The sequence below is a fragment of the Cellulophaga fucicola genome (genome assembly GCF_900119145.1).
In the GTDB taxonomy this organism is placed as follows: domain Bacteria; phylum Bacteroidota; class Bacteroidia; order Flavobacteriales; family Flavobacteriaceae; genus Cellulophaga; species Cellulophaga fucicola.
The window spans coordinates 263,270-285,897 of record NZ_FPIY01000004.1; the positions used below are offsets into that span (position 1 = coordinate 263,270).

General features: G+C 32.0%; 21 protein-coding genes. 7 read left to right on the forward strand and 14 right to left on the reverse strand.

Going from position 1 to position 22,628, the window contains the following annotated elements; translation table 11 throughout:
• Positions 1-39 precede the first annotated feature (39 nt).
• Complete coding sequence (locus BT107_RS14195) at positions 40-2,265, reverse strand: TonB-dependent receptor (RefSeq protein ID WP_084639240.1); 2,226 nt, start codon at positions 2,263-2,265, stop codon at positions 40-42.
• 270 nt (positions 2,266-2,535) lie between these two features.
• Between BT107_RS14195 and BT107_RS17745 the strand changes: the two genes are divergently transcribed.
• Both BT107_RS17745 and BT107_RS17750 read left to right on the forward strand, forming a co-directional pair.
• Positions 2,536-2,715 carry a hypothetical protein gene (locus tag BT107_RS17745; RefSeq protein WP_342039457.1) on the forward strand — a complete coding sequence of 60 codons (180 nt, stop codon included), beginning with the start codon at positions 2,536-2,538 and terminating at the stop codon, positions 2,713-2,715.
• The gene (locus tag BT107_RS17750; protein WP_342039458.1) at positions 2,709-2,906 is read left to right on the forward strand and encodes a hypothetical protein; all 198 of its coding nucleotides are present in this window, start codon (positions 2,709-2,711) and stop codon (positions 2,904-2,906) included. The genes BT107_RS17745 and BT107_RS17750 overlap by 7 nt, the downstream gene beginning before the upstream one ends.
• On the opposite strand, the gene BT107_RS14205 is transcribed toward BT107_RS17750, so the two are convergent.
• From BT107_RS14205 to BT107_RS14225, 5 genes are all read right to left on the reverse strand, one after another.
• The gene (locus BT107_RS14205; protein WP_072304488.1) at positions 2,907-4,445 is read right to left on the reverse strand and encodes a DUF4301 family protein; all 1,539 of its coding nucleotides are present in this window, start codon (positions 4,443-4,445) and stop codon (positions 2,907-2,909) included.
• Positions 4,446-5,009: an AAA family ATPase gene (locus BT107_RS14210; protein WP_072304489.1), complete on the reverse strand. Its 564-nt coding sequence runs from the start codon at positions 5,007-5,009 to the stop codon at positions 4,446-4,448. It abuts the gene before it with no gap.
• On the reverse strand, positions 4,964-5,602 hold the full coding sequence (gene pnuC / locus BT107_RS14215; RefSeq protein ID WP_072304490.1) for a nicotinamide riboside transporter PnuC: 639 nt from the start codon (positions 5,600-5,602) through the stop codon (positions 4,964-4,966). Before pnuC ends, BT107_RS14210 begins: the two co-directional genes overlap by 46 nt.
• A complete protein-coding gene (locus BT107_RS14220; protein WP_072304491.1) occupies positions 5,586-5,846 on the reverse strand; it encodes a hypothetical protein in 261 nt (86 codons plus the stop codon). Before BT107_RS14220 ends, pnuC begins: the two co-directional genes overlap by 17 nt.
• Before the next feature lie 72 nt (positions 5,847-5,918).
• Complete coding sequence (locus BT107_RS14225) at positions 5,919-6,560, reverse strand: 4'-phosphopantetheinyl transferase family protein (protein WP_072304492.1); 642 nt, start codon at positions 6,558-6,560, stop codon at positions 5,919-5,921.
• A 130-nt stretch (positions 6,561-6,690) separates the two neighbouring features.
• Here BT107_RS14225 and ahcY point away from each other — a divergent pair, with 130 nt between their 5' ends.
• Complete coding sequence (ahcY, locus tag BT107_RS14230; protein ID WP_072304493.1) at positions 6,691-8,007, forward strand: adenosylhomocysteinase; 1,317 nt, start codon at positions 6,691-6,693, stop codon at positions 8,005-8,007.
• 98 nt (positions 8,008-8,105) lie between these two features.
• Complete coding sequence (locus tag BT107_RS14235) at positions 8,106-9,209, forward strand: SDR family oxidoreductase (protein ID WP_072304494.1); 1,104 nt, start codon at positions 8,106-8,108, stop codon at positions 9,207-9,209.
• A 75-nt stretch (positions 9,210-9,284) separates the two neighbouring features.
• Here the strand turns inward: BT107_RS14235 and BT107_RS14240 are convergent, their stop codons facing one another.
• The 5 genes from BT107_RS14240 to rplU form a co-directional block, all read right to left on the reverse strand.
• A complete protein-coding gene (locus tag BT107_RS14240; RefSeq protein WP_072304495.1) occupies positions 9,285-10,307 on the reverse strand; it encodes a phytase in 1,023 nt (340 codons plus the stop codon).
• Between the two features lie 17 nt (positions 10,308-10,324).
• Positions 10,325-13,189 carry a TonB-dependent receptor gene (locus BT107_RS14245; protein WP_084639241.1) on the reverse strand — a complete coding sequence of 955 codons (2,865 nt, stop codon included), beginning with the start codon at positions 13,187-13,189 and terminating at the stop codon, positions 10,325-10,327.
• Positions 13,190-13,356: 167 nt separating this feature from the next.
• A complete protein-coding gene (locus BT107_RS14250) occupies positions 13,357-14,943 on the reverse strand; it encodes a tetratricopeptide repeat protein (protein WP_072304496.1) in 1,587 nt (528 codons plus the stop codon).
• Positions 14,944-15,083: 140 nt separating this feature from the next.
• Positions 15,084-15,344 carry a 50S ribosomal protein L27 gene (gene rpmA / locus BT107_RS14255; RefSeq protein ID WP_072304497.1) on the reverse strand — a complete coding sequence of 87 codons (261 nt, stop codon included), beginning with the start codon at positions 15,342-15,344 and terminating at the stop codon, positions 15,084-15,086.
• 41 nt (positions 15,345-15,385) lie between these two features.
• Positions 15,386-16,021 (reverse strand): 50S ribosomal protein L21, encoded by a 636-nt coding sequence (gene rplU, locus BT107_RS14260; protein WP_072304498.1) that lies wholly within the window; start codon positions 16,019-16,021, stop codon positions 15,386-15,388.
• Positions 16,022-16,324: 303 nt separating this feature from the next.
• Between rplU and BT107_RS14265 the strand changes: the two genes are divergently transcribed.
• Both BT107_RS14265 and BT107_RS14270 read left to right on the forward strand, forming a co-directional pair.
• Positions 16,325-17,647: a M16 family metallopeptidase gene (locus tag BT107_RS14265; protein ID WP_072304500.1), complete on the forward strand. Its 1,323-nt coding sequence runs from the start codon at positions 16,325-16,327 to the stop codon at positions 17,645-17,647.
• Positions 17,648-17,651: 4 nt separating this feature from the next.
• On the forward strand, positions 17,652-19,709 hold the full coding sequence (locus BT107_RS14270) for a M16 family metallopeptidase (protein WP_072304501.1): 2,058 nt from the start codon (positions 17,652-17,654) through the stop codon (positions 19,707-19,709).
• Between the two features lie 145 nt (positions 19,710-19,854).
• Here BT107_RS14270 and BT107_RS17430 read toward each other — a convergent pair whose 3' ends face one another.
• A complete protein-coding gene (locus BT107_RS17430) occupies positions 19,855-20,043 on the reverse strand; it encodes a hypothetical protein (RefSeq protein ID WP_139254329.1) in 189 nt (62 codons plus the stop codon).
• A 227-nt stretch (positions 20,044-20,270) separates the two neighbouring features.
• Between BT107_RS17430 and BT107_RS14275 the strand changes: the two genes are divergently transcribed.
• Positions 20,271-20,660 carry a heavy-metal-associated domain-containing protein gene (locus tag BT107_RS14275; RefSeq protein ID WP_072304502.1) on the forward strand — a complete coding sequence of 130 codons (390 nt, stop codon included), beginning with the start codon at positions 20,271-20,273 and terminating at the stop codon, positions 20,658-20,660.
• 74 nt (positions 20,661-20,734) lie between these two features.
• On the opposite strand, the gene gldD is transcribed toward BT107_RS14275, so the two are convergent.
• On the reverse strand, positions 20,735-21,289 hold the full coding sequence (gene gldD / locus BT107_RS14280) for a gliding motility lipoprotein GldD (RefSeq protein ID WP_072304503.1): 555 nt from the start codon (positions 21,287-21,289) through the stop codon (positions 20,735-20,737).
• Positions 21,279-22,610, reverse strand: coding sequence for a gliding motility-associated protein GldE (locus BT107_RS14285; RefSeq protein WP_072304504.1), 1,332 nt, complete (start codon positions 22,608-22,610; stop codon positions 21,279-21,281). The genes gldD and BT107_RS14285 overlap by 11 nt, the downstream gene beginning before the upstream one ends.
• Between the last annotated feature and the right edge of the window lie 18 nt (positions 22,611-22,628).

The following is a 22,628-nucleotide window of genomic DNA, read 5'->3' on the forward strand; positions in this document are numbered from 1 at the left end:
TAAGGCCCACCCTTTATAAACATGGTTAGTGTTCAATCTTTAAAAATTAAATGTTGCACCCACTAAGAAGTTTGTTCCTGCTTGTGGGTAATAACCCTGTACTTCAAAAGTAGTGCCAGGAGTTGACCAAGAGTTTAAATATGTATATCCGTTAGACACATATTTCTCATTAAACACATTATTTACTAGTCCAGACAATACAATAGATTTAAAAATCTTATCACATTTTATCTCGTAAGCAACATTAAAATCGTTTACAAAATAGCTATCTAACTTAGATTCCTCTGTGTCTGTATTACTTAAATATTGTTCGCCTACAAATTTAGATAAAAAAGATAATTTTATGTTCTCTTTTGGCGAATATGTAAAAATATTTCCCGCCACAACACTAGGGGAATATGCAATATCTGTATCACCTAAATCTTGCAAACCACCATCTCTATCTGTAAAAAAGTCTTTGTTTTTATTACTACTCAATGCCACATTTGGCCTTGTTGAAAACTGATCATTAAAAACAATGTTTGCATCTAACTCTAATCCAAAACGGTAACTATCACCAATATTTTCTCTAAGCGGAGCACCAACATCGTTTAAACCACCTGTTAAAACTAATTGGTCTTTATAGCCCATATAATAAACGTTTGTATTTACCTGTACTGCTGATGACACATAACGCCACCCCAACTCAAAATCGTTTAACTTTTCTGGTTTTGGATTACCACCTTCATAATCATTTCTATTGGGCTCTCTGTTAGCTACAGCATAAGAAAGATAAAAATTATTATTCTTATTTAAGTCGAAAGTTATACCCGCTTTAGGATTTAAAAAGTCAAAAGTATCATCTACTAAACCAGTCTCATCACCATTAGCCTTATAACCTACATTTCTGTATTGCATATCACCAAAAAGACTCCACTTGGCATCTAACACATAATTTAATTTAGCGTAGATATTAAAATCTGTTTTAGTAGAATTATCATTGTAATAACGGTCTTCATAATTTCTGTTTACTGCAAATTGTTGCGCCCAAATTACTTCTCCAAAATGGTCTCCCTCATATTTATTATAACCACCACCTACAATAAGGTTTACATTATTTCCTTTATAGTTAGCAGAAAAAGTTGTTCCATAAAAATTATTATCTAACCATCTTCTTCTAATTAAATCTGTAACATCTGTTCCGTTAAAACCAGCTACAATACCACTGTAATCCGCAGGGTCTTCATCTTCCTTATACTGCTCAAAAAAACCGCGTCCTTTTGTATAGTGTACAGCTAGGTTAGTAGACCAAACATCAGAAATTTGCTCGTTCCACAATAATTGAAAATGATCTTGCTTGTAATCATCATTTTCATTATCGTAAAACTGAGTAACATCATTTTCATCTTGGTAAGCACCAACTGGGTTATATGTTCTATTTTCTTTTAATGTTTCACCATCTATACCATCCCAAGATTGGTATGTTACTTGTTTACCTCCAAAAAGCAACGCCTTAATTAAAGTATTATCATCTACATAAGCGGCTTGTAAAAAATAAGAATCTAAATTAGAAGATGCCCTATCTACATAACCATCTGAAGCTATTCTAGATAATCTACCAGAAATTTCTATATGATTATTTAATAAACCAGTACTAAATTTTATATTATTTTTTAGTGTATTAAAACTACCAATAGATGTAGAAACTTGCCCATATGCATCTGTAGAAACAGCATCTGTTAAAATGTTTAAACTAGCACCAAAGGCACCAGAACCGTTTGTAGATGTACCCACACCTCTTTGGAGTTGTAAGTTTTCTGTAGAAGAAGCAAAATCTGGCATATTTACCCAAAAAGTACCGTGGGACTCAGAGTCGTTATAAGGTATACCATTTATGGTAACATTTACACGCGTAGCATCTGTACCACGCACTCTTATACCTGTATAACCAACTCCTGCGCCAGCATCTGACGTTGTTACTACAGAGGGCAAAAAGTTCATTAAAATAGGTATATCCTGACCTAAGTTACGAGACTTAAATTGCTCTTTAGTTAAGTTAGAAAATGTAACCGGAGACTCTTTGGTAACACGTATACCAGACACCAAGACCTCGTCTAAAACTACCTTTTTACCCTCTAAAGTGTCTATTTCTTTTTCTTGCGCAATACCAGAAAAAGCTAAACCAAAAACAGCAAAAGTAGTACCTAATGTTTTTAAGTAAAATTGCCTATTGTTACTACAACTTTTACGTGCTGTAACATAAAATTTAAAACAGTTTGTTTTCATTCGTAATTGTATTACAAATAAAAGGGGTCGTTATTTTTGTTAAATTATATAGATTTATGAGTGGCAAACTCTTATGTCATAGCCTAATTACCTAGTTAGCAAACACTAACTAATACTTCCCTTGGCAGCATTACCTGCCCAGGTTCGTTGGGTATAATCTCAGCCTATTTTAATAAGCACCCCTTTGAGATGAGGGCAAATGTAGTGCTCACTTTCTACTATTCATAAAAAAAAGCTAACTTTATTAACACAGGCAACTAAATCTACATTATGAAATTAGGAGCATTTTTAATCAGTTTAAACGTAAAAGACATAAAAACATCTAAAGAATTTTATGAAAAACTAGGGTTTACTGTTTTTGCTGGTGATATTGATAAAAAGTACCTGATACTAAAAAATGAAAGTACCGTAGCCGTTTGTTTGAAGGTATATTTGACAAAAATATGCTAATATTTAACTCTGCTTGGGACCAAAATGCGAATAAACTAGAAAATTACTATGATATTAGAGTCATACAAAAACAATTAATTATCTCTGGATTAGAACCTAGTACAAAAGCATACGAAAACTCTACAGGACCCGCAAGTATAATAATTATAGATCCCGATGACAACCCAATACTCTTAGACTACCACATATAACTATTTTGGCTGATGAGCTGTTTTTAATAAGTCGTTTACAGTTTTAACAGGATTAAATGTAATTGTAGGAACTTCTACAAAAATAGTATTCCAAAAAGCCATTGCACCATTCCATAAACCAGGAAGCTCTAATGCTTTTACTTGTCTACCTTCTTTAGTTTTCTCCGTAATAAAACCTTGTTTATCATTAACAAAGTCTAATAAATTATATTTTTCTCCTTTATAATTTTTAACTCCGCAAACTAAATCTACAGGGTTAAAATGAGTTGCATTTTGTAATATTTTAGCCTGATTAAAATTAGATGTATCTATCTGTGCAGATTCTACAATCTGAAGCGATACATTCTCTTGATAATCTTTAATCCAAAAAGGTCCTCCTCCTGGATCTCCAAGATTCTTAACCATACCACAAACTCTAATTGGTCTGTTTATTTTTTCTTTTAACAAGCTAAGTTGTTCTTCTTTTCCCAAATGAATAAATCCGTTTCTAAATCTAACATTAAGTTCTTCTTTTAAAAACAATCTAATTTCATTCATTTGTTCATCATCAACCTTATCATTATCTAAAATTGATGCATATTCAAAAGCTTTCTTTTGCACTTTTAACAAAAAGCCAGCTAATATTTTTTTACTATCCGCTACAGCTTGTAAATGCTCTTGCACTACAACATTATCAATATTTTTAATAAAAATAATATCTGCACTTTTATCATTTAAATTTTCTATTAAAGCACCGTGCCCTCCTGGTCTAAATAACAAACTACCATCTTTTAATCTAAACGGTTTGTTTTCTAAATCTACAGCAATGGTGTCTGTTTCCTTTTTCTGAAAAGAATAATCTACAACAAAGCTAGTTGCTGTTTCTTTATTGACTTTCTCTGCAACCTGTTTCTCTTTTTCTAAAAACATTTCTTGGTGTTGCTCAGAAATTGTAAAATGAAGTTTTGCTACATCATTTGTTTTTGCATATAAAGCAGCCTCTCTTAAATGCTCGTAAAAAGGCGTTACAATCTGGTCTTTGTATTTATGAAAGGGCAATAACCCTTTTGGAAAAAAACCATAATTTAATTTATCCTCAGACAGTAATTCTTGCACAAAAGCATAAACTTCTTCTCCTTCAGAAGAAAAATTATCTCCTATACGCGTCTTTACATCTTTATAAAAAGGAAAATCTTTTATTTCCCTAACAAAAGCCTCTACAGCCTTATCGTTATTTTTTTCAATATACACATCCAAAGATTGCTCTTTAGCGTTATACACTTCTAAAAAAGTAAATAAAGCCTTAAACATACGTGTTGCCGCACCAGAAGCCGGTGTAAATTTTAAAAGGTCTTTCTGTAGTCGGTATTTTTCAAAATAAGACACAAGTTCTTGTTCTTCTTTATCAGAAAATTTAAGTATGCCGTCTCCTACAACAGCAGCCTTAGACAAGTTTACAAAAGGTATACCTTCTTTAAAGGTTTCTATTTGTTCTAAAACCTTTTCGTTAGTAACTCCTTTTGCTATAAATTGCTCTTTATCTTGACTTGTAAAATTCATCTATTTTTTTAAAATTTTATCTATTGCTGCAATAGCTGTTGCCAGCCTTTCTGCCTTACCGCCCTTTAAAGTAATAAAATTCCTTTTATACTTTACTAGTGTTTGTTCAAAAAATTTAAACATTTCTTCTCGCTCTCCGGGCTTATCTCTTAAATCATCTGCCTCCCAAGGAACGTCTATATAGGTTAAAAAGTATAAATCGTATGTGTTTTCTAATGCATATTTTTCTAAAACAGGATCGCAACTACCTATATAATACGCCTCTGAGTATACTTTTGTCTCTAACAAATCTGTATCACAAATAAGAACATCTGTTGCCTTTTTAGTCAATGCATTTTCTATTTTCATTTGACCTTCTGCTATTGGCAAAAGATCTTTAGGCTCACAAGTTTTACGCTCGTTATTCCATTTATCTTGCAAATATTCTCTAGCATACTCTGGCACCCAAACAGAATGGTAATGCCTTGCTAATTGCTCAGACAGTGTAGTTTTTCCTGTAGATTCTGGTCCAAATAAAACTACTTTAATAATGTCTGTGGACTCTTGCCTATACTTTTTTTCCATGCTATATAACCTAATATTGCTATTCCTGTAAATACAAAATACTGTAAAGCAGTAAATACAAGCCCCTTATACAAATATAAAGGAACGGAAATTATATCTCCAATAATCCAATATATCCAATTTTCTATCTTTTTTTTAGCCATTAACCACATTCCAACAAAGAAAATAGCTGTAGTTAACGTATCTATATAAGCCGTCCAATTATTAAACTTATTAAAAAAACCATATACCAACACAACAAACAATACAGTAATAACAAACAATACTATAGACCATTTTTTCTCTTTTACTGTTGTTCTAGTTATAGGAATAAAATGTGTTGCATCTACTTTTCTTGTCCACAAATACCACCCATATACACTCATAGAAAAATAGTAGACATTAATCATCATATCTCCTAAAAGTCCATATACTAAAAGAATGTATACAAAAATTGAAGTACTAATTATACCTGTTGGGAACACAAGTATATTTTCTCTTTTAGAATAAATAACACTAAGTAAGCCAAACAAAACACCAACAGACTCTAAAACTATTAAATGTGTAGAGACTCCATTGTATTGCGCAAAAATCCAATCAAAAATGTGGCTCATAGTCGCTTCTGTCAGATTTTACAATTTTCATAAAAAGCAGCCCTTTGTCCATAAGCTCAAATGCTTCTTTAATTTCCGAATTTAAAACACCCATTACAGTATCATAATCACCATACACCTGTGTACTTAGTGGGTTTTCCAAAATTGTTAATCCAGATGCACGTAATTTTTTTATAAAAATGATGATATGCTCCTCAAAAGTATCCTGAAGCGGAGAAAAAGTAAGTTCTACAGAAATATTCATTATTTATTTATTAGAAAAGCCATTACAAACAAAACAAATTGTTTTGCCTACAACAACTATAGTTTATTTCTTTTAAAGTGATGCTTTTTTTATTGCGTACACACAAGTAAATCCTTCAAACTCTATAAACTGAACGCTATATAATGATGAATGCCCTTGATACAATATTTCGGCTGTTGTTTGCTCTTCTGCAAACGTAAAATCTTTTACATTTATATGATGCAGAAAACTTAATCCTTTTTGAGCATAAATTTTGTAAAGCGATTCTTTTGCTCCCCAAACGATAGTTAACTTTTGCATTAAAGCAGATACATTTGCAATAGTCTTATACTCTTCTATAGGAGTAAATTTATGAGCTATTTTTAAAATTTTATCCCGTTGCATTTCAATATCAATCCCAACCTCATCTGTTTTACTAACAATAATCCCTGTAAATTGATGCGAATGTGTTATTGAAATAAAATTACCATCTTTTAAATGTGGCTTACCAAGCTCATCATACTTTAAATCAAAATCGGTATAACCAGCCTCTTTTAGCAAATGCCTAATGCTTAAAAATCCTTTTCTATGCATTTCAGATTTCATACCATTAAATCTATTTTGGCAATGATCTGTTAATTCTATAGATGCAGCCAAATTGGCTTCAGACTCTTCTATTTTCCAAATATAGAGCGTTGTAGCACTGTTAACTGTTATAGTTTTGTAAAGAGGCATAGCATTATTTAAGATATTAGTATCTTTGCACTGCTTAAGGCAAATGAAATAGTATTGGTAAGCGAATTTAACTATTTAAAACGCTATACCAAAGTGTTTCTTTTTATTAAAAATACGAAAAAAAGAAAAAATGAGCTCAAATAAAGTTGCTTACGTACCAAATAAGGTAAAAGATATTTCTCTAGCAGATTGGGGAAGAAAAGAAATTGAACTTGCTGAGGCAGAAATGCCTGGTCTAATGGCTTTAAGAGAAGAGTACAACGATTCTCAGCCACTAAAAGGAGCAAGAATTGCAGGTTGTTTACATATGACAATACAAACAGCTGTTTTAATTGAAACTTTACAAGCTTTAGGTGCAGAGGTTACTTGGAGTTCTTGTAATATTTTCTCTACTCAAGACCAAGCTGCAGCTGCCATTGCAGCAACAGGAACTGCAGTCTATGCTTGGAAAGATATGACAGAAGAAGAATTTGACTGGTGTATTGAACAAACTTTATTTTTTGGCGAAGACAGAAAACCATTAAATATGATTTTGGATGATGGTGGAGATTTAACAAATATGGTTTTAGATAAATATCCAGAATTAGCTTCTGGAATTAATGGTTTATCTGAAGAAACTACAACTGGTGTTCACAGATTATACGAGCGTGTAAAAAATGGAACTTTACCAATGCCCGCTATAAACGTAAACGATTCTGTTACTAAATCTAAATTTGATAATAAGTACGGATGTCGCGAAAGTGCTGTAGATGCTATACGTCGTGCAACAGATATTATGTTAGCTGGTAAACGTGTTGTTGTTTGTGGTTATGGCGATGTAGGTAAGGGTACTGCTGCTTCTTTTAAAGGTGCCGGTAGTATTGTTACTGTTACAGAAATAGATCCTATTTGTGCACTACAAGCTGCAATGGATGGTTTTGAAGTTAAGAAACTAGAAACTGTTGTTGGTAATGCTGATATTGTAATCACTACCACAGGAAACAAAGATATTGTTAGAGGAGAGCATTTTGAAGCTATGAAAGACAAGACCATAGTTTGTAATATTGGCCACTTTGATAATGAGATTGATATTGCTTGGTTAAATGGAAATTTTGGCGATACTAAAAATACTATTAAGCCACAGGTTGATAAATATACCATAAACGGAAAAGACATAATTCTACTTGCAGAAGGTCGTTTAGTAAACTTAGGTTGCGCTACTGGTCACCCTAGTTTTGTAATGAGTAACTCATTTACAAACCAAACTTTAGCACAAATTGAACTTTGGACAAACAAAGAAGCATACGGAAACGATGTATATATGTTACCAAAAGCATTAGACGAAAAAGTTGCTAAATTACACTTAGCTAAAATTGGTGTTGAACTTACAGAATTACGTGAGGACCAAGCTAGTTATATTGGTGTAACTGTTGAAGGCCCATACAAGCCAGAACACTACAGATATTAATACATAGCACAACTAAAAGACTTAGCTCTTTTCCTAATTTTAACCCATCAGGAAAAGAGCTTTTTTTATACGTAAATCTTACTTAGACAATTGCAGTAATGAATATTATTTTAACAGGAGCAACAGGCACTTTGGGTTCTAAAGTATTACACACCCTTTTTGAAACTAAATATAACGAGATAAGCAATGTTTACCTTTTAGTGCGTAAAAAAGGACAATCTACTCCTAAAGAAAGAGTTCTAAATATGCTAGAGAGTGAGTATGCTCCGCAATTTGTAAAAGATAATTTAGACGCCATAAACTCTAAGGTTAAAGTAATAAATGCCGATAATATTTTAGAGCCAGAATCTTTTTTAGATACTAACGAGCAGTATTACTTTATACATTCTGCCGGATACGTTAATCTATCTGTAGATCCTGCTAATAAAGATGAGATTTTTGAAGAGAATTTTCATTTTACAAAATCCATTTTTGAAGCCTACATGGGCTACCTAAAAAAGTTTGTTTACATAAGCACTGCTTTTTCTATTGGTGATTTAGGAGGTCTAATTGGTGATGATTATATAGAAATTGAAGGCGGAGCATACCGTAATTTCTATGAAGCATCTAAACACGCGTCAGAAAAATTCTTAACTGAAGCTAGTAAAGAAAATAATATACCGCTACAAATATTAAGGCCAAGTGTATTAGGAGGAAACGCAATAGACAACCCAAGCTTTTTTATTTCTAAATATATGGTGTTTTACCTATTTGCTAAATTCTTCTACAACACACCATCTAGCGACCACATAAGAATTACCGCAAATGCAGATAGCGGTCTAAACATTATACCAACAGATTATGTTGCTAAAGTTATTGTTAAGGTTTTTGATACTGATGTAAAACAACTTAACATAGTACACTCTAAGGCAACTAACATTACAAAGGGTATTTCTAAAATACTAGACACTGTTGGCTTTAAAACATACAACGTTACCCAAGATATTATTACAAAAACAGCTGGGTTCGATTCTAAACTAGAGCAGTTCTACTACGAGACTATTGGCGTGCATTTAAATCCATACTTAACATCTAAACCATACGAGTGGGACACATCTGTACTAGAAAGCATTTTACCTATACCTAAGTACGATTTAGAGCAATACTTAGCCAATACTGTAGAGTTTGCCAAACTTAAAAACTTTAGAAACCAGAAATGGTAATAATCTAAATACATAAAATAAAAAATGGGGATCACTAATTTAATTAGTGATCCCCATTTTTTATACTTAATAATTTTACTTCTTATCTAAACCTAATTTAGACAAATCATAAAAATAAAAATCTTTAGCATCGTTCATTGCCACAAATAAACCATTCTTAAAGGTAGAATTTAGAGGTATTGTTACCACCTCACAACCATCTGTTTCTTGAGTTGATAAATTTACTGCTTTTACAAATTCGTTAGTTTCTCTTGAAAAAATATTGAACTGTCCTTTTTGCTGATCAGACACAATAACATATCCACTTCCATCTTCGTATGAAGCTATCGCTATGCCCTCTATGTCAGATTCAAAAAAATCTCCCCCAAAACAGCTTATCTCTTTATCTCCTTTTGCAGGATCTGCGTAGTATTTACGTATACCATGCTGTTCATCTGAATAATAAATAAAACCTAGTTCGGAATCTACTGCAATTGCCTCTATCTCTTTTTTACCACTAAAAGCTCCAAATTTGCGCACCAAACTAGTATTTACAACTCCCAAGGTGTCTGCCATTATTTTATATTGATATAAATATCCATTTTCAGGACCTAACTTACGCCCAACTACAGCATACAAACTTTTATCATTAGGAGAACTATACAAAGCAATACCCATTGGCAACTTAAACTCTTCATTAACCTCATCTTCAAATACTTTAAAGCCTCCATTATCTAATGGTTTCATATCTGGCACAGAAAATAATCTAATTTGTTTTTTTTCTCGTTCTGTAAAAACAATTACATCTGTTGTGGTAGAGTCATTCAAAACAAAATCATAAGCCACATCAACATTATTAGGTCTTTTTATGTCTCTAATAGTTTTATCCTTTAATATTTTCCCTTCTAAATTAAAAGCATAAATAGCACCATTGGTTTCCTTATCTGTTCCAAAAACAATACTTTTTGATGCATCCTCTTTATTTATCCAAATAGCAGGATCGTCCGTATCATTAATCGTTTTTTCCGTAATAACATCTGGCTCTATTGCAGGCAGTTTATCTACCTTACAAGAAAAAAAAGCCATCAATATAGGAGCACAAATTAAATATTTTTTCATTCTACTTTTTTATAAAATTATTTTTTAAATAAATCGTATTTTAAACCAAACGTTAATCGCTGGCCATAATACTCTATTTGTTGTGTTCTGTTTTTTACGCCTTGAAAATAACGCAATGGCTGATCTGTAATATTGTTTAAATCTGCATACAAACTAAGGTTACCATTAACCTTATATGTTGCATTAAAATCTAAGAAAAACTGCGTGTCATAATACCTATCTTCAAAGTCATTACCCCCTAATTCATCAACATAAGAATCGCTAAAATTACCAGATAATCTAGCTGAGAATTTCTTATCGTTGTAAGCTAAAGACGCATTAAAAGTATTAGGAGTAGTATTTGGCAAGTCTACATTCTCTCTTTCATCACCATCTTCATTCATAATTCCGCTCGCAGAAGAAGTAATAAAAGTATAATTTAAATACAAACTAAGGTTTTTTGCAAAACCAGGTAAAAAGTTTAATTGACGCTGAAAAGCAAATTCTGCTCCAAATATACTAGCTCCCTCACCGTTTAAAGGCTGAAAAAGATTATAACCATTAGTACCTAAGCCATATGTATCATCTGTAGTTTCACCTATAAACGTGTATATAAAATTATCTATTTTTTTATAAAAAGCACCACCAGAAAGCAGCCCTACATTATTAAAATAATGCTCCGCCATAAGATCAAAATTCACAGAAGTTGTTGCCTCTAATTCTGGGTTACCTAAAATTATTTCTTCATCTCCAGAAACTACATCTACAGAAGGTACCAAGTCTGCATAATTTGGTCTTGCTAAAGTATTTGTCCAAGCAAAACGTAAAATTGTAGCATCAGAGGCAGAATATTTTAAATGCAAACCAGGCATAAGATTAGCGTATGAGCTTTCTTTGGTAATCTCCCCCTTTAAATCTTCTTCATCTGCAATACGATTTCCGGTAGCTGTTACTTTTGTAGTTTCTAGACGTAACCCTAAAAGAAGGTCTAGTTTTTCTGATAATTTCTGATTAGTCATTACATAACCTGCAAAAACGTTTTCGTCTACATTATAATTTTTTCTTAAAAATTCATCAGGAATAGATTCTCCATCTACTAAATCTAAATTAGCTAGCCATTTTTCATCAGCAAAAGACCCAATTAAATATTGACTACCTGCTAAGAAATCTGAATTTGACAAATCTTTTGTAGGTAAGATATCTAAAGTAGCATATTGATCTTCTAAATCAAATTCAAAAAAATTATTATCTCTTAACTTAGATTTAATTCTTGCTCTTGCTCCAAACTTTACGCTACCATCTCCATTATTGAAAAAATCCGATGGCACCTCAAAGTTTACAAACACATTAAAATCTTCTTCCTTTGTAAACTGATTTTCCTCTGTTATTTCTTTATATTCAAAGTTAGCTATATCAGCGTCTGCAATATCTTCTGCTATATATAACGGAAATCTTGGATTGGAATTATCGTTTAGAACACTATATTCACTTTCAAAACTAACATATCTTTCATTTAATCTCTCTTCAGATGCCTTAGCAAAAGAAGCCATCCAATCTAACTTTAGACTACCCAGTAAGTGTTTACCTCCTAGACTATAATTTTGCATTCTTTGATCCTCTAGTCTTCTATTCTTATTTCTACCTTCGCTTGTACCGCCTTTTGTTTCTCTAGCGTGTTCTGCCGGAAAACGAGTTAACCTACTATTTAACACTGTAAAATCTCCCTGCTCTATGTCTTCTGCATCTAAAATTTCACTCTTTAACCTAAATCTATTTTCTCTATCATCTCTCCAGTTATAAATTGTTTTTAGATATACTGTATTATTAGCATTAAACTTATAGTCCATATTAGCCGAAAAACTTCTTCTAATACGCTGCACTAAATACTTTCTTTGCTGAAATTCTTTTGCATACGGTTCTACATCTACGCTTTCCAAAATAGGCTCACCATCTAAATCATCTACACCCGTATAATACTCAAACTCGTCTGCCCACTCTGCCTCTACATTATCAGAGCCAAAGTCATTATTATTGTAAGACGCAGAAATCATATATCCAAATTTCTTATTCTTAGATCTATCTCCTACTAAAAACGAACCGTTAATAATACCCTTATCCGTGATAAAGTTAATCCCAGAACCCAATGTAGAAGACAACCTAAAACCCTGTGGAGATGTTCTTGTTATAAGGTTTACAGCTCCACCCAAAGCATCTGCATCCATATCTGGAGTAATTGCTTTACTTACCTCTATAGACTGTATCATATCAGCAGGAATTAAATCCATCTGAACATTTCTATTATCACCCTCTGCAGATGGTATACGACTACCGTTTAATGTTACAGAATTTAGTTGCGGAGACAATCCTCTTACAATAATATTTCTTGCCTCTCCCTGATCTACCTGCATTGTTATACCAGGAATACGCTTTACCGCATCACCAATGTTAGCATCCGGAAACTTCCCAATCTGATCCGTAGAAACTACACTAGTAATATTTATATTATTTTTTTGTGTATTTAATGCTTTTGCCTGACTACCCAAACCGTAACTTATAACTTCTACACCATCTAACTCAAAACTTTTTGGCTCTATATAAATTGATACAGATGCTGTTTTGCCACTAACAACTGTTACATTTTGCTCTACATCTGCATAACCCAAATATGTAATTTTTAAGACATAAGATCCCTCTGGAATATCCACTAAAGAAAAGTGACCATTAAAGTCTGATACAGAACCTTTTTTTAAAGAAGGAATTAATACTGTTGCACCAGGAACATATATTCCGTTTTCATCAGAAATTACACCCTCTACATTCCCTTTTTGCGCTGTTACATTTGCGCTACACAAAGCAACAATTAAGAGCAGAAAATTAAATTTTAAATACTTAGTTATTTTCATTTTAGTTGATTTTTATGAGGTCAAAAATATGGATATCAACCACATAACATATTTTCTTAAAGGAAACAAATAAGCAACAAGTATACATTATAAAGGAAACAACAAGGCAACAATAAAGATTAATTTACATACACATAACAAAAACATTAAACAGTACATTTTTAACACTAAAAAGACATTAAATAAAGAGATAATTCTTCTTTAGAATCTATAGGTAATTTTTTCCTTAACCTATACCTTGCAACCCTAACACTATCTGGTGTAAGTCTTAAAATAGAAGCAATTTCTTTTGATGAAAGATTTAATTTAAGTAAAATACATAATCTTAATTCTGCCGGAGACAATTTACTTGTGACTGCATTAGATATTTTATTTATAAAGTTTGGGTGTATCTCTTTAAAAAAAGCCATAAACTCATCCCATTCTTTTTCTTGCGCCAAATTAAAATCTATCTCTTTTATTAGTTCGGTAAGCTTTCTTTTTAGATCCACATTATTGCGTTGCAAACTATTTTTTAATGTAAGTGACAAATTAGATAACATTTTATTCTTTTGAGATAAATGCAAACTATATCTAGACAAAGAAGCTGTTTTTATATGTAACTGTTTCTGTAGATTTTTCTCCTCTGCCTGCTTTTTATCTAATTCAATTTTTAATATCCGTTGCTTAAAATCTAACTCTTTACTAATATGCCTTCGTTTTTTTAAAGTGTACAAATACCACACAACACCAAAAACAACTACCATAAAAACTAACACAACCAAAACTAGTTTTTGCGATTTATTAGCCTTATTTAACTGAAGTAGATACTGAATTTGAGATTCTTTTTCTTTTGAATTATAAATATGCTGCAATGCATTAGACTGGTTAGCACTCTGAAGTCTTTTATTTTCTGTGTCTACCTTTAAAAAAGATTGTAAAAAAGTATAAGCATTTTTGTAATCTCCTATTAAGTTATAGCTCTTAGATATATCCTTATAAGCACTAGCAACTTCTAATGTGTTTTTAATTTCTACAGCAGTACTTAAAGCTTTGTTAGTATAGTCTAATCCTATATTTAATCTGTTCGTTTTTCTATAAGTATCACCTAAATTATTATAAATACTAGCTAGTCTAGAATTTTTTTCATTTTTATTATATTTTAAAGCTTTTTTAAAATACAACTCTGCAAGCTTATAGTTTTCTAAATCCTCATAAATACTACCAATGCTTTCGTTAACAATTGCTAAACCACTATCATTATTTAATTTGTAAAATATCTGTAAGCTTTTGTTTTGATATTCTAACGCTTCTTTATACTTCTTTTGCTTCTCAAAACAACTTCCTAAATTACTAGTAGCCAGAGCCAATAACACAGAATCTCTAATTAATTCCGCTGCTTTCTCAGACCTTATAAAGTAATCCTTAGCATAATTATAATTTCTTAGTTCTAAATGAATAGAACCAACTTGATTTAACACTTTAGCATACAAAGTATCATTCTTCTTTTCTTCTAATAAATTTATAGTATTGTTGTATTGATGAAGAGCCTCTGTATATACTCTATGATTACTACAGAAAATAGCAAGATTGTAATGAGCCATTGTAGTTTGGCTAATGCTCTTTGTTTTTTTAGCTTGCTTTAAATCATTATTTAAATCATCAAAAACAGCTCCTAAATTATTTAACCTAGCTAACTCATCCGTTAACAGTTGAGAATTTACTTTCGCAGAATAAAGTAAAACAAGAAAAAGAAATAAAAACCTTAACACCATAACATCCAAAACAAACCTGAAAGATAATTTCTAAACTTGTTTCAGTAATTAAGAAGTTGTTATGTTATAGTAAAGATTTTAAACACAAAAAGCCCTTCCTTTAAAAAGGAAGAGCTAATTATAAATTTTAAGCAAAATTCTTAAGCCTCAAAAGGCTCTACAGATACAAAAGATTTCCCTCCTGCTTTCTTCTGGAATTTTACAACGCCATCTACTTTGGCGTGTAATGTATGGTCTTTACCAGCATAAACATTATCTCCTGGATTATGTCTAGTACCACGCTGTCTTACTAATATGTTTCCTGCGATAGCTGCTTGTCCACCAAAAATTTTAACTCCTAAACGTTTCGATTCTGACTCTCTACCGTTTTTCGAACTACCAACACCTTTCTTATGTGCCATAATTTTTAGGTTTTATTTTGTTATACTTAAATGGTTAACAATTATGCTTTACCACCGTCTAATTCATCTTGCCATTTCTTTAACTCATCCCATTTACCTTCAGCAGCTAATTTAGCTTGTGCTGGCCATGTATCAGTTACGTGGTTACCACGAACGTCAGCGATGATTTCAGAAATTTTTGAAGCATCAGCTTTTGCTAATTCAGCGAAAGTTGATATTCCTGCCGCAGCTAAAGTTTCTGCAATTTTAGGTCCAATTCCTTCAACCTTTTTCAAATCATCTGCTTTTGCAGATTTCTTTGGTGCAGCTTTCTTAGCTTCTGCTTTAGGAGCAGCTTCTTTTTTTGGAGCAGATTTCTTTGCTCCTGAGGATAAAATGTTTTCAATAACAATCTCCGTTAAATACTGACGGTGACCATTTTTCACTTTATACCCTTTACGTCTTTTCTTTTTAAAGACAATAACTTTGTCACCTTTAAGGTGCTTCACGACTTTCGCCTCAACAGCGGCTCCGTCTATAGCTGGGGCGCCAATAGTAATGTTCTTACCATCTTCTAACAAAAGAACGTTATCAAAAGTTACCTTTTGACCTTCTTCCGTTTGCAAACGGTGAACATACACTTTTTGATCTTTCGCAACTTTAAATTGCTGCCCTGCTATCTCTACAATTGCATACATAGCTTGTGTATTAATTAATTATGTTTAATTTTAAAGAACTTGCCTACCTAAATAAGCGGATGCAAATATACTGCTAATTCCTTAACATACAAGCTATTCTTCTAAAAAAAAGTAAGGTCTTTTTTATCAATATAATACAGACCCTTTTTTTCAATTTAATTCCTAACCATAAATGCAAAAAAGAGAGCCAAAACACCCGATAAAGAAGGATTTTTCTTAACTATTTTAAAATTTATCAAAATATTATGTAACAAAAAAAGTATTTTTACACTTATAAGTTAACTAAATAAAACACTATTAAAAATGAAAAGAAACTTATTTCTATCGGCTTCCTTTTTTTGTGCCGCATTAACAATGCAAGCACAGCAGGTTGCTTACGAAGAGTACGATCTTGATAACGGTATGCACGTTATCTTGCATCAAGACAATACTGCACCAATTGTTACAACATCTGTTATGTACCACGTAGGCGCAAAAGATGAAAACCCAGACAAAACAGGATTTGCTCACTTTTTTGAACATTTACTTTTTGAAGGAACTAAAAACATAGAGCGAGGCAAATGGTTCGAGATTGTTGCATCTAACGGAGGTACCAACAACGCAAACACAACACAAGACCGCACGTATTACTACGAGGTTTTCCCTTCTAACAAACTAGAATTAGGTTTATGGTTAGAGTCAGAAAGGCTAATGCACCCTATTATTAACCAAATAGGTGTAGACACACAAAAAGAAGTGGTGCAAGAAGAAAAACGTATGCGTGTAGATAACTCACCTTACGGTAAATTTCAAGAGCAAATAGGCATCAATCTATTTAAGAATCACCCTTACAAATGGCAAACAATTGGATCTTTAGAACATTTAGCTAACGCTACTTTAGAAGATTTTCAGGCATTTAACAAAATTTACTACGTACCAAATAACGCTGTATTAGTAGTTGCTGGAGATTTTGAAGTTAATAGTACTAAAAAAATGATTCAAGATTATTTTGGTCCTATTCCTAAAGGAAAAGAAATCAAAAGAAACAAATATCAAGAAGAGCCTATTACGCAGACCATTAAAGCAAGTTATAACGATCCTAACATACAAATACCTGCTATTTTTACAGCATATAGAACACCTGCTAATACAGAAAAGGATGCTTACATTTTAGATATGATATCTACTTACTTAACTAGCGGAAAAAGTTCTAAGCTATACAAAAGTTTAGTAGACGATAAAAAAATGGCGCTACAGGTTTTTGCTTTTAATAATTCTCAGGAAGATTATGGATCTTATATTATTGGAGCTTTACCTTTAGGAGAAACATCTTTAAACGATTTAATTGTTGAATTTGATAAAGAAATTGCAAAATTACAAACAGAATTAATTTCTGAAAAAGATTACCAAAAGCTACAAAATAATTTTGAGAATAATTTTGTTAACTCAAATAGTGGCGTAGAAGGTATTGCTAACTCGCTAGCTAGGTACTATATGTTATATGGTAATACAGATTTAATAAACACAGAAATAAATATCTACAGATCTATAACTAGAGAAGATATTAAAGCTATTGCCAACAAATACCTTAAGCCTAACCAACGCGTAGAATTAGAGTACTTACCTGTTGCAAAACCTGAAAACTAATAAAATGAAAAAAATATATTCTTTACTGGTTATAGCATTACTTGCTTTTAACCTACAAGCACAAGTAGATCGTAGTAAAATGCCAGAGGCAGGTCCACTACCACAAATTAATTTATCTGAACCACAACGTTTTGAATTAAAAAACGGATTGAAAGTTTTAGTTGTAGAAAACCACAAATTACCACGTGTTTCTGTACAACTAATTATAGACAACCCACCTGTTGCAGAAGGTAACAAAGCAGGCGTAAGCTCTTTTGTTTCTAGTCTTTTAGGCAATGGCTCTAAAACCATTTCTAAAGACGACTTTAATGAAGAATTAGATTTTATGGGAGCTAGAATGTCTTTTGGATCTGAAAGCGCTTCTGCGTCTTCACTATCTAAATACTTTCCTAGAATTATGGAGCTAATGGCAGATGCTGCAATTAACCCTAATTTTACACAGGAAGAATTTGACAAAGAAAAAGAAAAGATTCTGACTAGCTTAAAAGCTGATGAAAAAAATGTAGCTAGTATTGCCAGAGACGTACAAAGCGCTTTAGCTTACGGTAAAAACCACCCTTACGGAGAGTTAGTTACAAAAGAAACAATTAACAACATTACATTAAAAGACGTTCAGCAGTTTTACAGTGACTACTTTGTACCTGCTAATTCTTATATGGTTATTATTGGTGATGTAGATTTTAAAGAGGTGAAAAAATTAGTGAAAAACAACTTTGTTAGCTGGACAAAAGCAACACCACCGTCTTTCTCTTTACCAACACCTAAAGATGTACAATACACACAAATTAACTTTGTAGATATGCCAAACGCAGTACAATCTGAAGTTGCTGTAGAAAATTTAGTATCTCTTAAAAAAAGTGATCCAGATTACTTACCTGCTTTAATGGCAAACCGTATTTTAGGTGGCGGTGGTTCTGCTCGTTTATTTTTAAACTTAAGAGAAGACAAAGCATACACCTATGGCGCCTACTCTAGTATTGGAAACGACAAAAACTCTTTATCTAGATTTAGAGCTTACGCAAGTGTACGTAATGCAGTTACAGATAGTGCGGTTGTAGAATTATTATCAGAGATTGATAAAATAGCCACTACTCCAGTTTCTGAGAAAGAATTGAGTGACGCTAAAGCCGCTTACATTGGAAACTTTATTATGGCTCTAGAAAAACCTAGCACTATGGCCGGTTACGCATTAAACATAGAGACTGAAGGCTTACCTAAAGACTACTACAAAACTTATTTAGAAAAAATAAATGCTATTACTGTTGCAGATGTAGAAAATGCAGCAAAAAAATATTTTAAATCTTCTAACGCACGTATTGTTGTAACAGGTAAAGGAAGTGATGTTTTAGACAACCTAGAAAAAGTTACGTTTAAAGGTCAATCTGTCCCTGTTAAGTATTTTGATAAACAAGGGAACCCAGCAGAAAAACCTAAGTACGATGTTGCTATTCCAGAAGGTGTAGACGCTAAAAAAGTATTAGCTAACTATATCGAGGCTATTGGCGGTAAAGACAAATTAGAAAGCATTACATCTTACTACATAAAAGCTAAAGCAGAAATACAAGGCCAAGAATTGCTTTTAGAGATTAAAAAGACTACTAAAGATCAGTTCATGCAAGATGTTAGTATGATGGGTAACTCTATGAGCAAACAAGTATTAGATGGCGATGCTGGTTTTATGGTAATTCAAGGTCGCAAAATGGACTTACAAGAAGCACAAATAACTGCTATTAAAGCTGAATCTGCTCCTTTTCCTGAACTTAACTACATAAATAGCGAAGTTACATTAAAAGGCATTGAAGATTTTGATGGAACCAAAGCATATGTTATTAAGTTTAACGACACAAAGTCTGCAGCTTACGACGTAAAAACTGGACTAAAAGTAGTTGACATTACTACAACCCCACAAGGTAACGCCACTATTAACTACAGTGACTATAAAGAGGTTTCTGGCATACAATTTCCTTTTCTTTGGAAACAAACAATGGGACCACAAAAGTTCGATTTTAATGTTACAGAAATAAAAACTAATGAAGGTGTATCTGATGCCGATTTTAAATAAATAGTTTAGAATTAAAGTAAGAACAAAAAAAAGCTCCCTAAAAATTAAATTTTTAGGGAGCTTTTATATTTTTTTTAAAGATTACAATAAAAAATACTATACTATTTTTAGTACCCCAGAATAGCAACACTTTCTAGAAGCATATTTAATCCTCTTGTTCTTTTTTATTTTTAGATACTACTAAAAACCAATGCAAATAAGCAATAATCATATAACCTGTTACAACAAAGTAAAATTGCCACTCCTCTATCATCTTAGTATAACTTAAATAACACAATAGTAACATAGCTATAATCTCAAAATAGACTAATATTTTAGGTCTTGATTTTTTCATTGTATTTTTTTTTACACTTAAGCCAGATTTTACAGCTATACTCTTTTAAGATTTACTTTTAATCCTAAAGAAAATTACAAAAAATATTCAGTAACACAAACCACAAAGCTGTCCAAAGTTATTTAGACAACTTTTTTTTATGATTTCATTTAGATTAACTACTTCAATTTTAAGAACTAAAAAATTAAAAATTAGTATTTTTGCAGCATACCTAACATCTATTTAGTATGAAACTTATAAAAAACATTAGCTTACTTCTTGTTGCTTCCTTAACATTATTTGCATCTTGTAAAGAAAACAAACAAGAACCAGAAGTAGTGACTGTAAACAATACGGTTGCCAAAGAAAAAACAAAAGTATTTGCAGATAATGCTCAATTTAGCAAAGCTGAATTTACAATTAAAGGAATGACGTGCCAAATAGGATGCGCAGCAACAATAGAAAAGAAACTAGCAAAAATGGAAGGTGTAAAATCTGCCACAGTTTCGTTTGATAAAGAGTTGGCTATTGTAGAGTACGATACAAATTCAGTAACTACAGAAGACTTAACAAACACTGTAACATCGGCAGCTGCAGGAGACACCTATACTGTTGAAAATATGAAAGCAGGAGAATAACAACTTTCTTTAAAAATAAAAGGCCAATATCTTATTAGATATTGGCCTTTTATTTATTCCATTATATAACAACACTACTCTTTCCAACGTAATGTTTCCATTATTTTTCTAATGTCTTCTTGCAAATATACCGCTGCTGGCAAAATAGAATCATAATTTGGTTTAACATCAAAATAAAGTGAACCTGTTAAAAAGTGCTTAGTACTATCTGTAACATAAAATTGCGATTGCGAAGCCGCATCTCCTTTTACGTCGTAAAACATACCATAAACACTATCTGTATCATTAACAAAAGGCTGCTCTATTATATTATCTGCTTTTGCCGCGTGCTCGTAAGATAGCTTTTGAGCATCTGACAACAACTGATTTAAATTATCCTCTACAGGCTTATAACTTAAAAATATAGATCCATTTATTCTGGGGTACGCAACCTTAATAGCTCCTTTTTCGTTTTCAATTTTAGCCAAACTACTATAACTAAAAGAATAATTAGGCGTTGCAAACTCAACCGCTGTTGTATCTGGATACTCCAGCCTAAGCATAGCATTTGGCTTAGGTAAAGTTTCTTCTTTACAACTAATTACCAAAGCACTAAAAATTAATATTAAAAAAATATATTTACGCTTCATTAGGCAGCATTACTTTAATTTGTTTTAATCTTTTTTTATCTAAACTCTCTACAATAAACTGATAGTTTTTAAAAACAATCTTCTCTCCTCTCTTAGGAAAACTACCAGCAATCTCTAAAACAAAACCCGCTATAGTTTCAGATTCTCCTTTTTGCTCCTCAAAAGCATCTTCGTCTTCAGTAATACGAGCTACACGGTAAAATTCTTTTAATGTTGTTTTACCATCAAAAACATAGGTTAAATCATCAATCTTAGAAAAAACTAAATCTTCATCATCAAACTCATCACTTATATCACCTACAATTTCTTCTATAATATCTTCTAAGGTTACTATACCAGAAGTACCACCATACTCATCTACAACAACGGCTAAATGGTTTTTCTTTTCCTGAAACTCCTTTAACAAATCGTCTAACTTCTTATTTTCCGGCACAAAATAAGGCTCCCTTAACAAGCTTACCCAATTAAATGTTTTACGATCTATGTACGGCAATAAATCTTTTACATAAAGAACACCCTTAACATTGTCTACATTTTCTTCAAAAACAGGAATCCTAGAATAACCTTTATCTTTTATCTCCGTTACAACTTCTAAGAATTTTAACTCAGCATCCAGTGCAAAAATATCTATTCTTGGCCTCATTACTTGTTTTGTATCCGTATTACCAAAAGATACTATACCCTGTAATATTTTTTGCTCCTCTTTAGTTGTATCATCTTCAGATGTCATTTCTAAAGCCTGGGATAAATGATCTACACTTAAGCTAGATTTTTGCTTACCTAATTTAGCGTGCAAATACAATGTTACAGAACGCATAGGCCCACTTAAAGGCGTAAAAACAACATCTAAAAAGCGTAATGGATACGCCATAAAATAAGCAAACTGAACATTATTTCTGTTTGCATAAATCTTAGGCATAATTTCACCAAACATTAAGATTAAAAAAGTGGCTAATATTACTTCTAATAAAAAACGAACAGATATTATATCAAAAATTTGATATGTAATATCAGAAAAAACAACATCCCCAATTGAACTAAATAATAGCACAATACCAATATTAATTGCATTGTTTGCAATAAGTATAGTTGCTAATAATTTTTTAGGTTTTTGTAATAACTTTAAAACAGATTCTCCTTTTGCTGTTTTTTCTTCTCCTATACTGTTTACATCTGTTGCAGATAGGCCAAAAAAGGCCACTTCTGCTCCTGAAATTAAAGCAGATAAGAACAATAGTACAATAAGCACAATAAATTTTGTAATTAATGCGCCATCAAAAACAATTGTATTTAGCAGTAAAATAATGGGGTCTGGGTCCAATAATTAAATTTTAGTTGT

Excerpts from the sequence above, each read along its gene's own strand:
- BT107_RS14195 (WP_084639240.1), bottom strand. The coding sequence starts at position 2,265 with ATGAAAACAAACTGTTTTAAATTTTATGTTACAGCACGTAAAAGTTGT.
- BT107_RS17745 (WP_342039457.1), top strand. The coding sequence starts at position 2,536 with ATGAAATTAGGAGCATTTTTAATCAGTTTAAACGTAAAAGACATAAAA.
- BT107_RS17750 (WP_342039458.1), top strand. The coding sequence starts at position 2,709 with ATGCTAATATTTAACTCTGCTTGGGACCAAAATGCGAATAAACTAGAA.
- BT107_RS14205 (WP_072304488.1), bottom strand. The coding sequence starts at position 4,445 with ATGAATTTTACAAGTCAAGATAAAGAGCAATTTATAGCAAAAGGAGTT.
- BT107_RS14210 (WP_072304489.1), bottom strand. The coding sequence starts at position 5,009 with ATGGAAAAAAAGTATAGGCAAGAGTCCACAGACATTATTAAAGTAGTT.
- pnuC (WP_072304490.1), bottom strand. The coding sequence starts at position 5,602 with ATGAGCCACATTTTTGATTGGATTTTTGCGCAATACAATGGAGTCTCT.
- BT107_RS14220 (WP_072304491.1), bottom strand. The coding sequence starts at position 5,846 with ATGAATATTTCTGTAGAACTTACTTTTTCTCCGCTTCAGGATACTTTT.
- BT107_RS14225 (WP_072304492.1), bottom strand. The coding sequence starts at position 6,560 with ATGCCTCTTTACAAAACTATAACAGTTAACAGTGCTACAACGCTCTAT.
- ahcY (WP_072304493.1), top strand. The coding sequence starts at position 6,691 with ATGAGCTCAAATAAAGTTGCTTACGTACCAAATAAGGTAAAAGATATT.
- BT107_RS14235 (WP_072304494.1), top strand. The coding sequence starts at position 8,106 with ATGAATATTATTTTAACAGGAGCAACAGGCACTTTGGGTTCTAAAGTA.
- BT107_RS14240 (WP_072304495.1), bottom strand. The coding sequence starts at position 10,307 with ATGAAAAAATATTTAATTTGTGCTCCTATATTGATGGCTTTTTTTTCT.
- BT107_RS14245 (WP_084639241.1), bottom strand. The coding sequence starts at position 13,189 with ATGAAAATAACTAAGTATTTAAAATTTAATTTTCTGCTCTTAATTGTT.
- BT107_RS14250 (WP_072304496.1), bottom strand. The coding sequence starts at position 14,943 with ATGGTGTTAAGGTTTTTATTTCTTTTTCTTGTTTTACTTTATTCTGCG.
- rpmA (WP_072304497.1), bottom strand. The coding sequence starts at position 15,344 with ATGGCACATAAGAAAGGTGTTGGTAGTTCGAAAAACGGTAGAGAGTCA.
- rplU (WP_072304498.1), bottom strand. The coding sequence starts at position 16,021 with ATGTATGCAATTGTAGAGATAGCAGGGCAGCAATTTAAAGTTGCGAAA.
- BT107_RS14265 (WP_072304500.1), top strand. The coding sequence starts at position 16,325 with ATGAAAAGAAACTTATTTCTATCGGCTTCCTTTTTTTGTGCCGCATTA.
- BT107_RS14270 (WP_072304501.1), top strand. The coding sequence starts at position 17,652 with ATGAAAAAAATATATTCTTTACTGGTTATAGCATTACTTGCTTTTAAC.
- BT107_RS17430 (WP_139254329.1), bottom strand. The coding sequence starts at position 20,043 with ATGAAAAAATCAAGACCTAAAATATTAGTCTATTTTGAGATTATAGCT.
- BT107_RS14275 (WP_072304502.1), top strand. The coding sequence starts at position 20,271 with ATGAAACTTATAAAAAACATTAGCTTACTTCTTGTTGCTTCCTTAACA.
- gldD (WP_072304503.1), bottom strand. The coding sequence starts at position 21,289 with ATGAAGCGTAAATATATTTTTTTAATATTAATTTTTAGTGCTTTGGTA.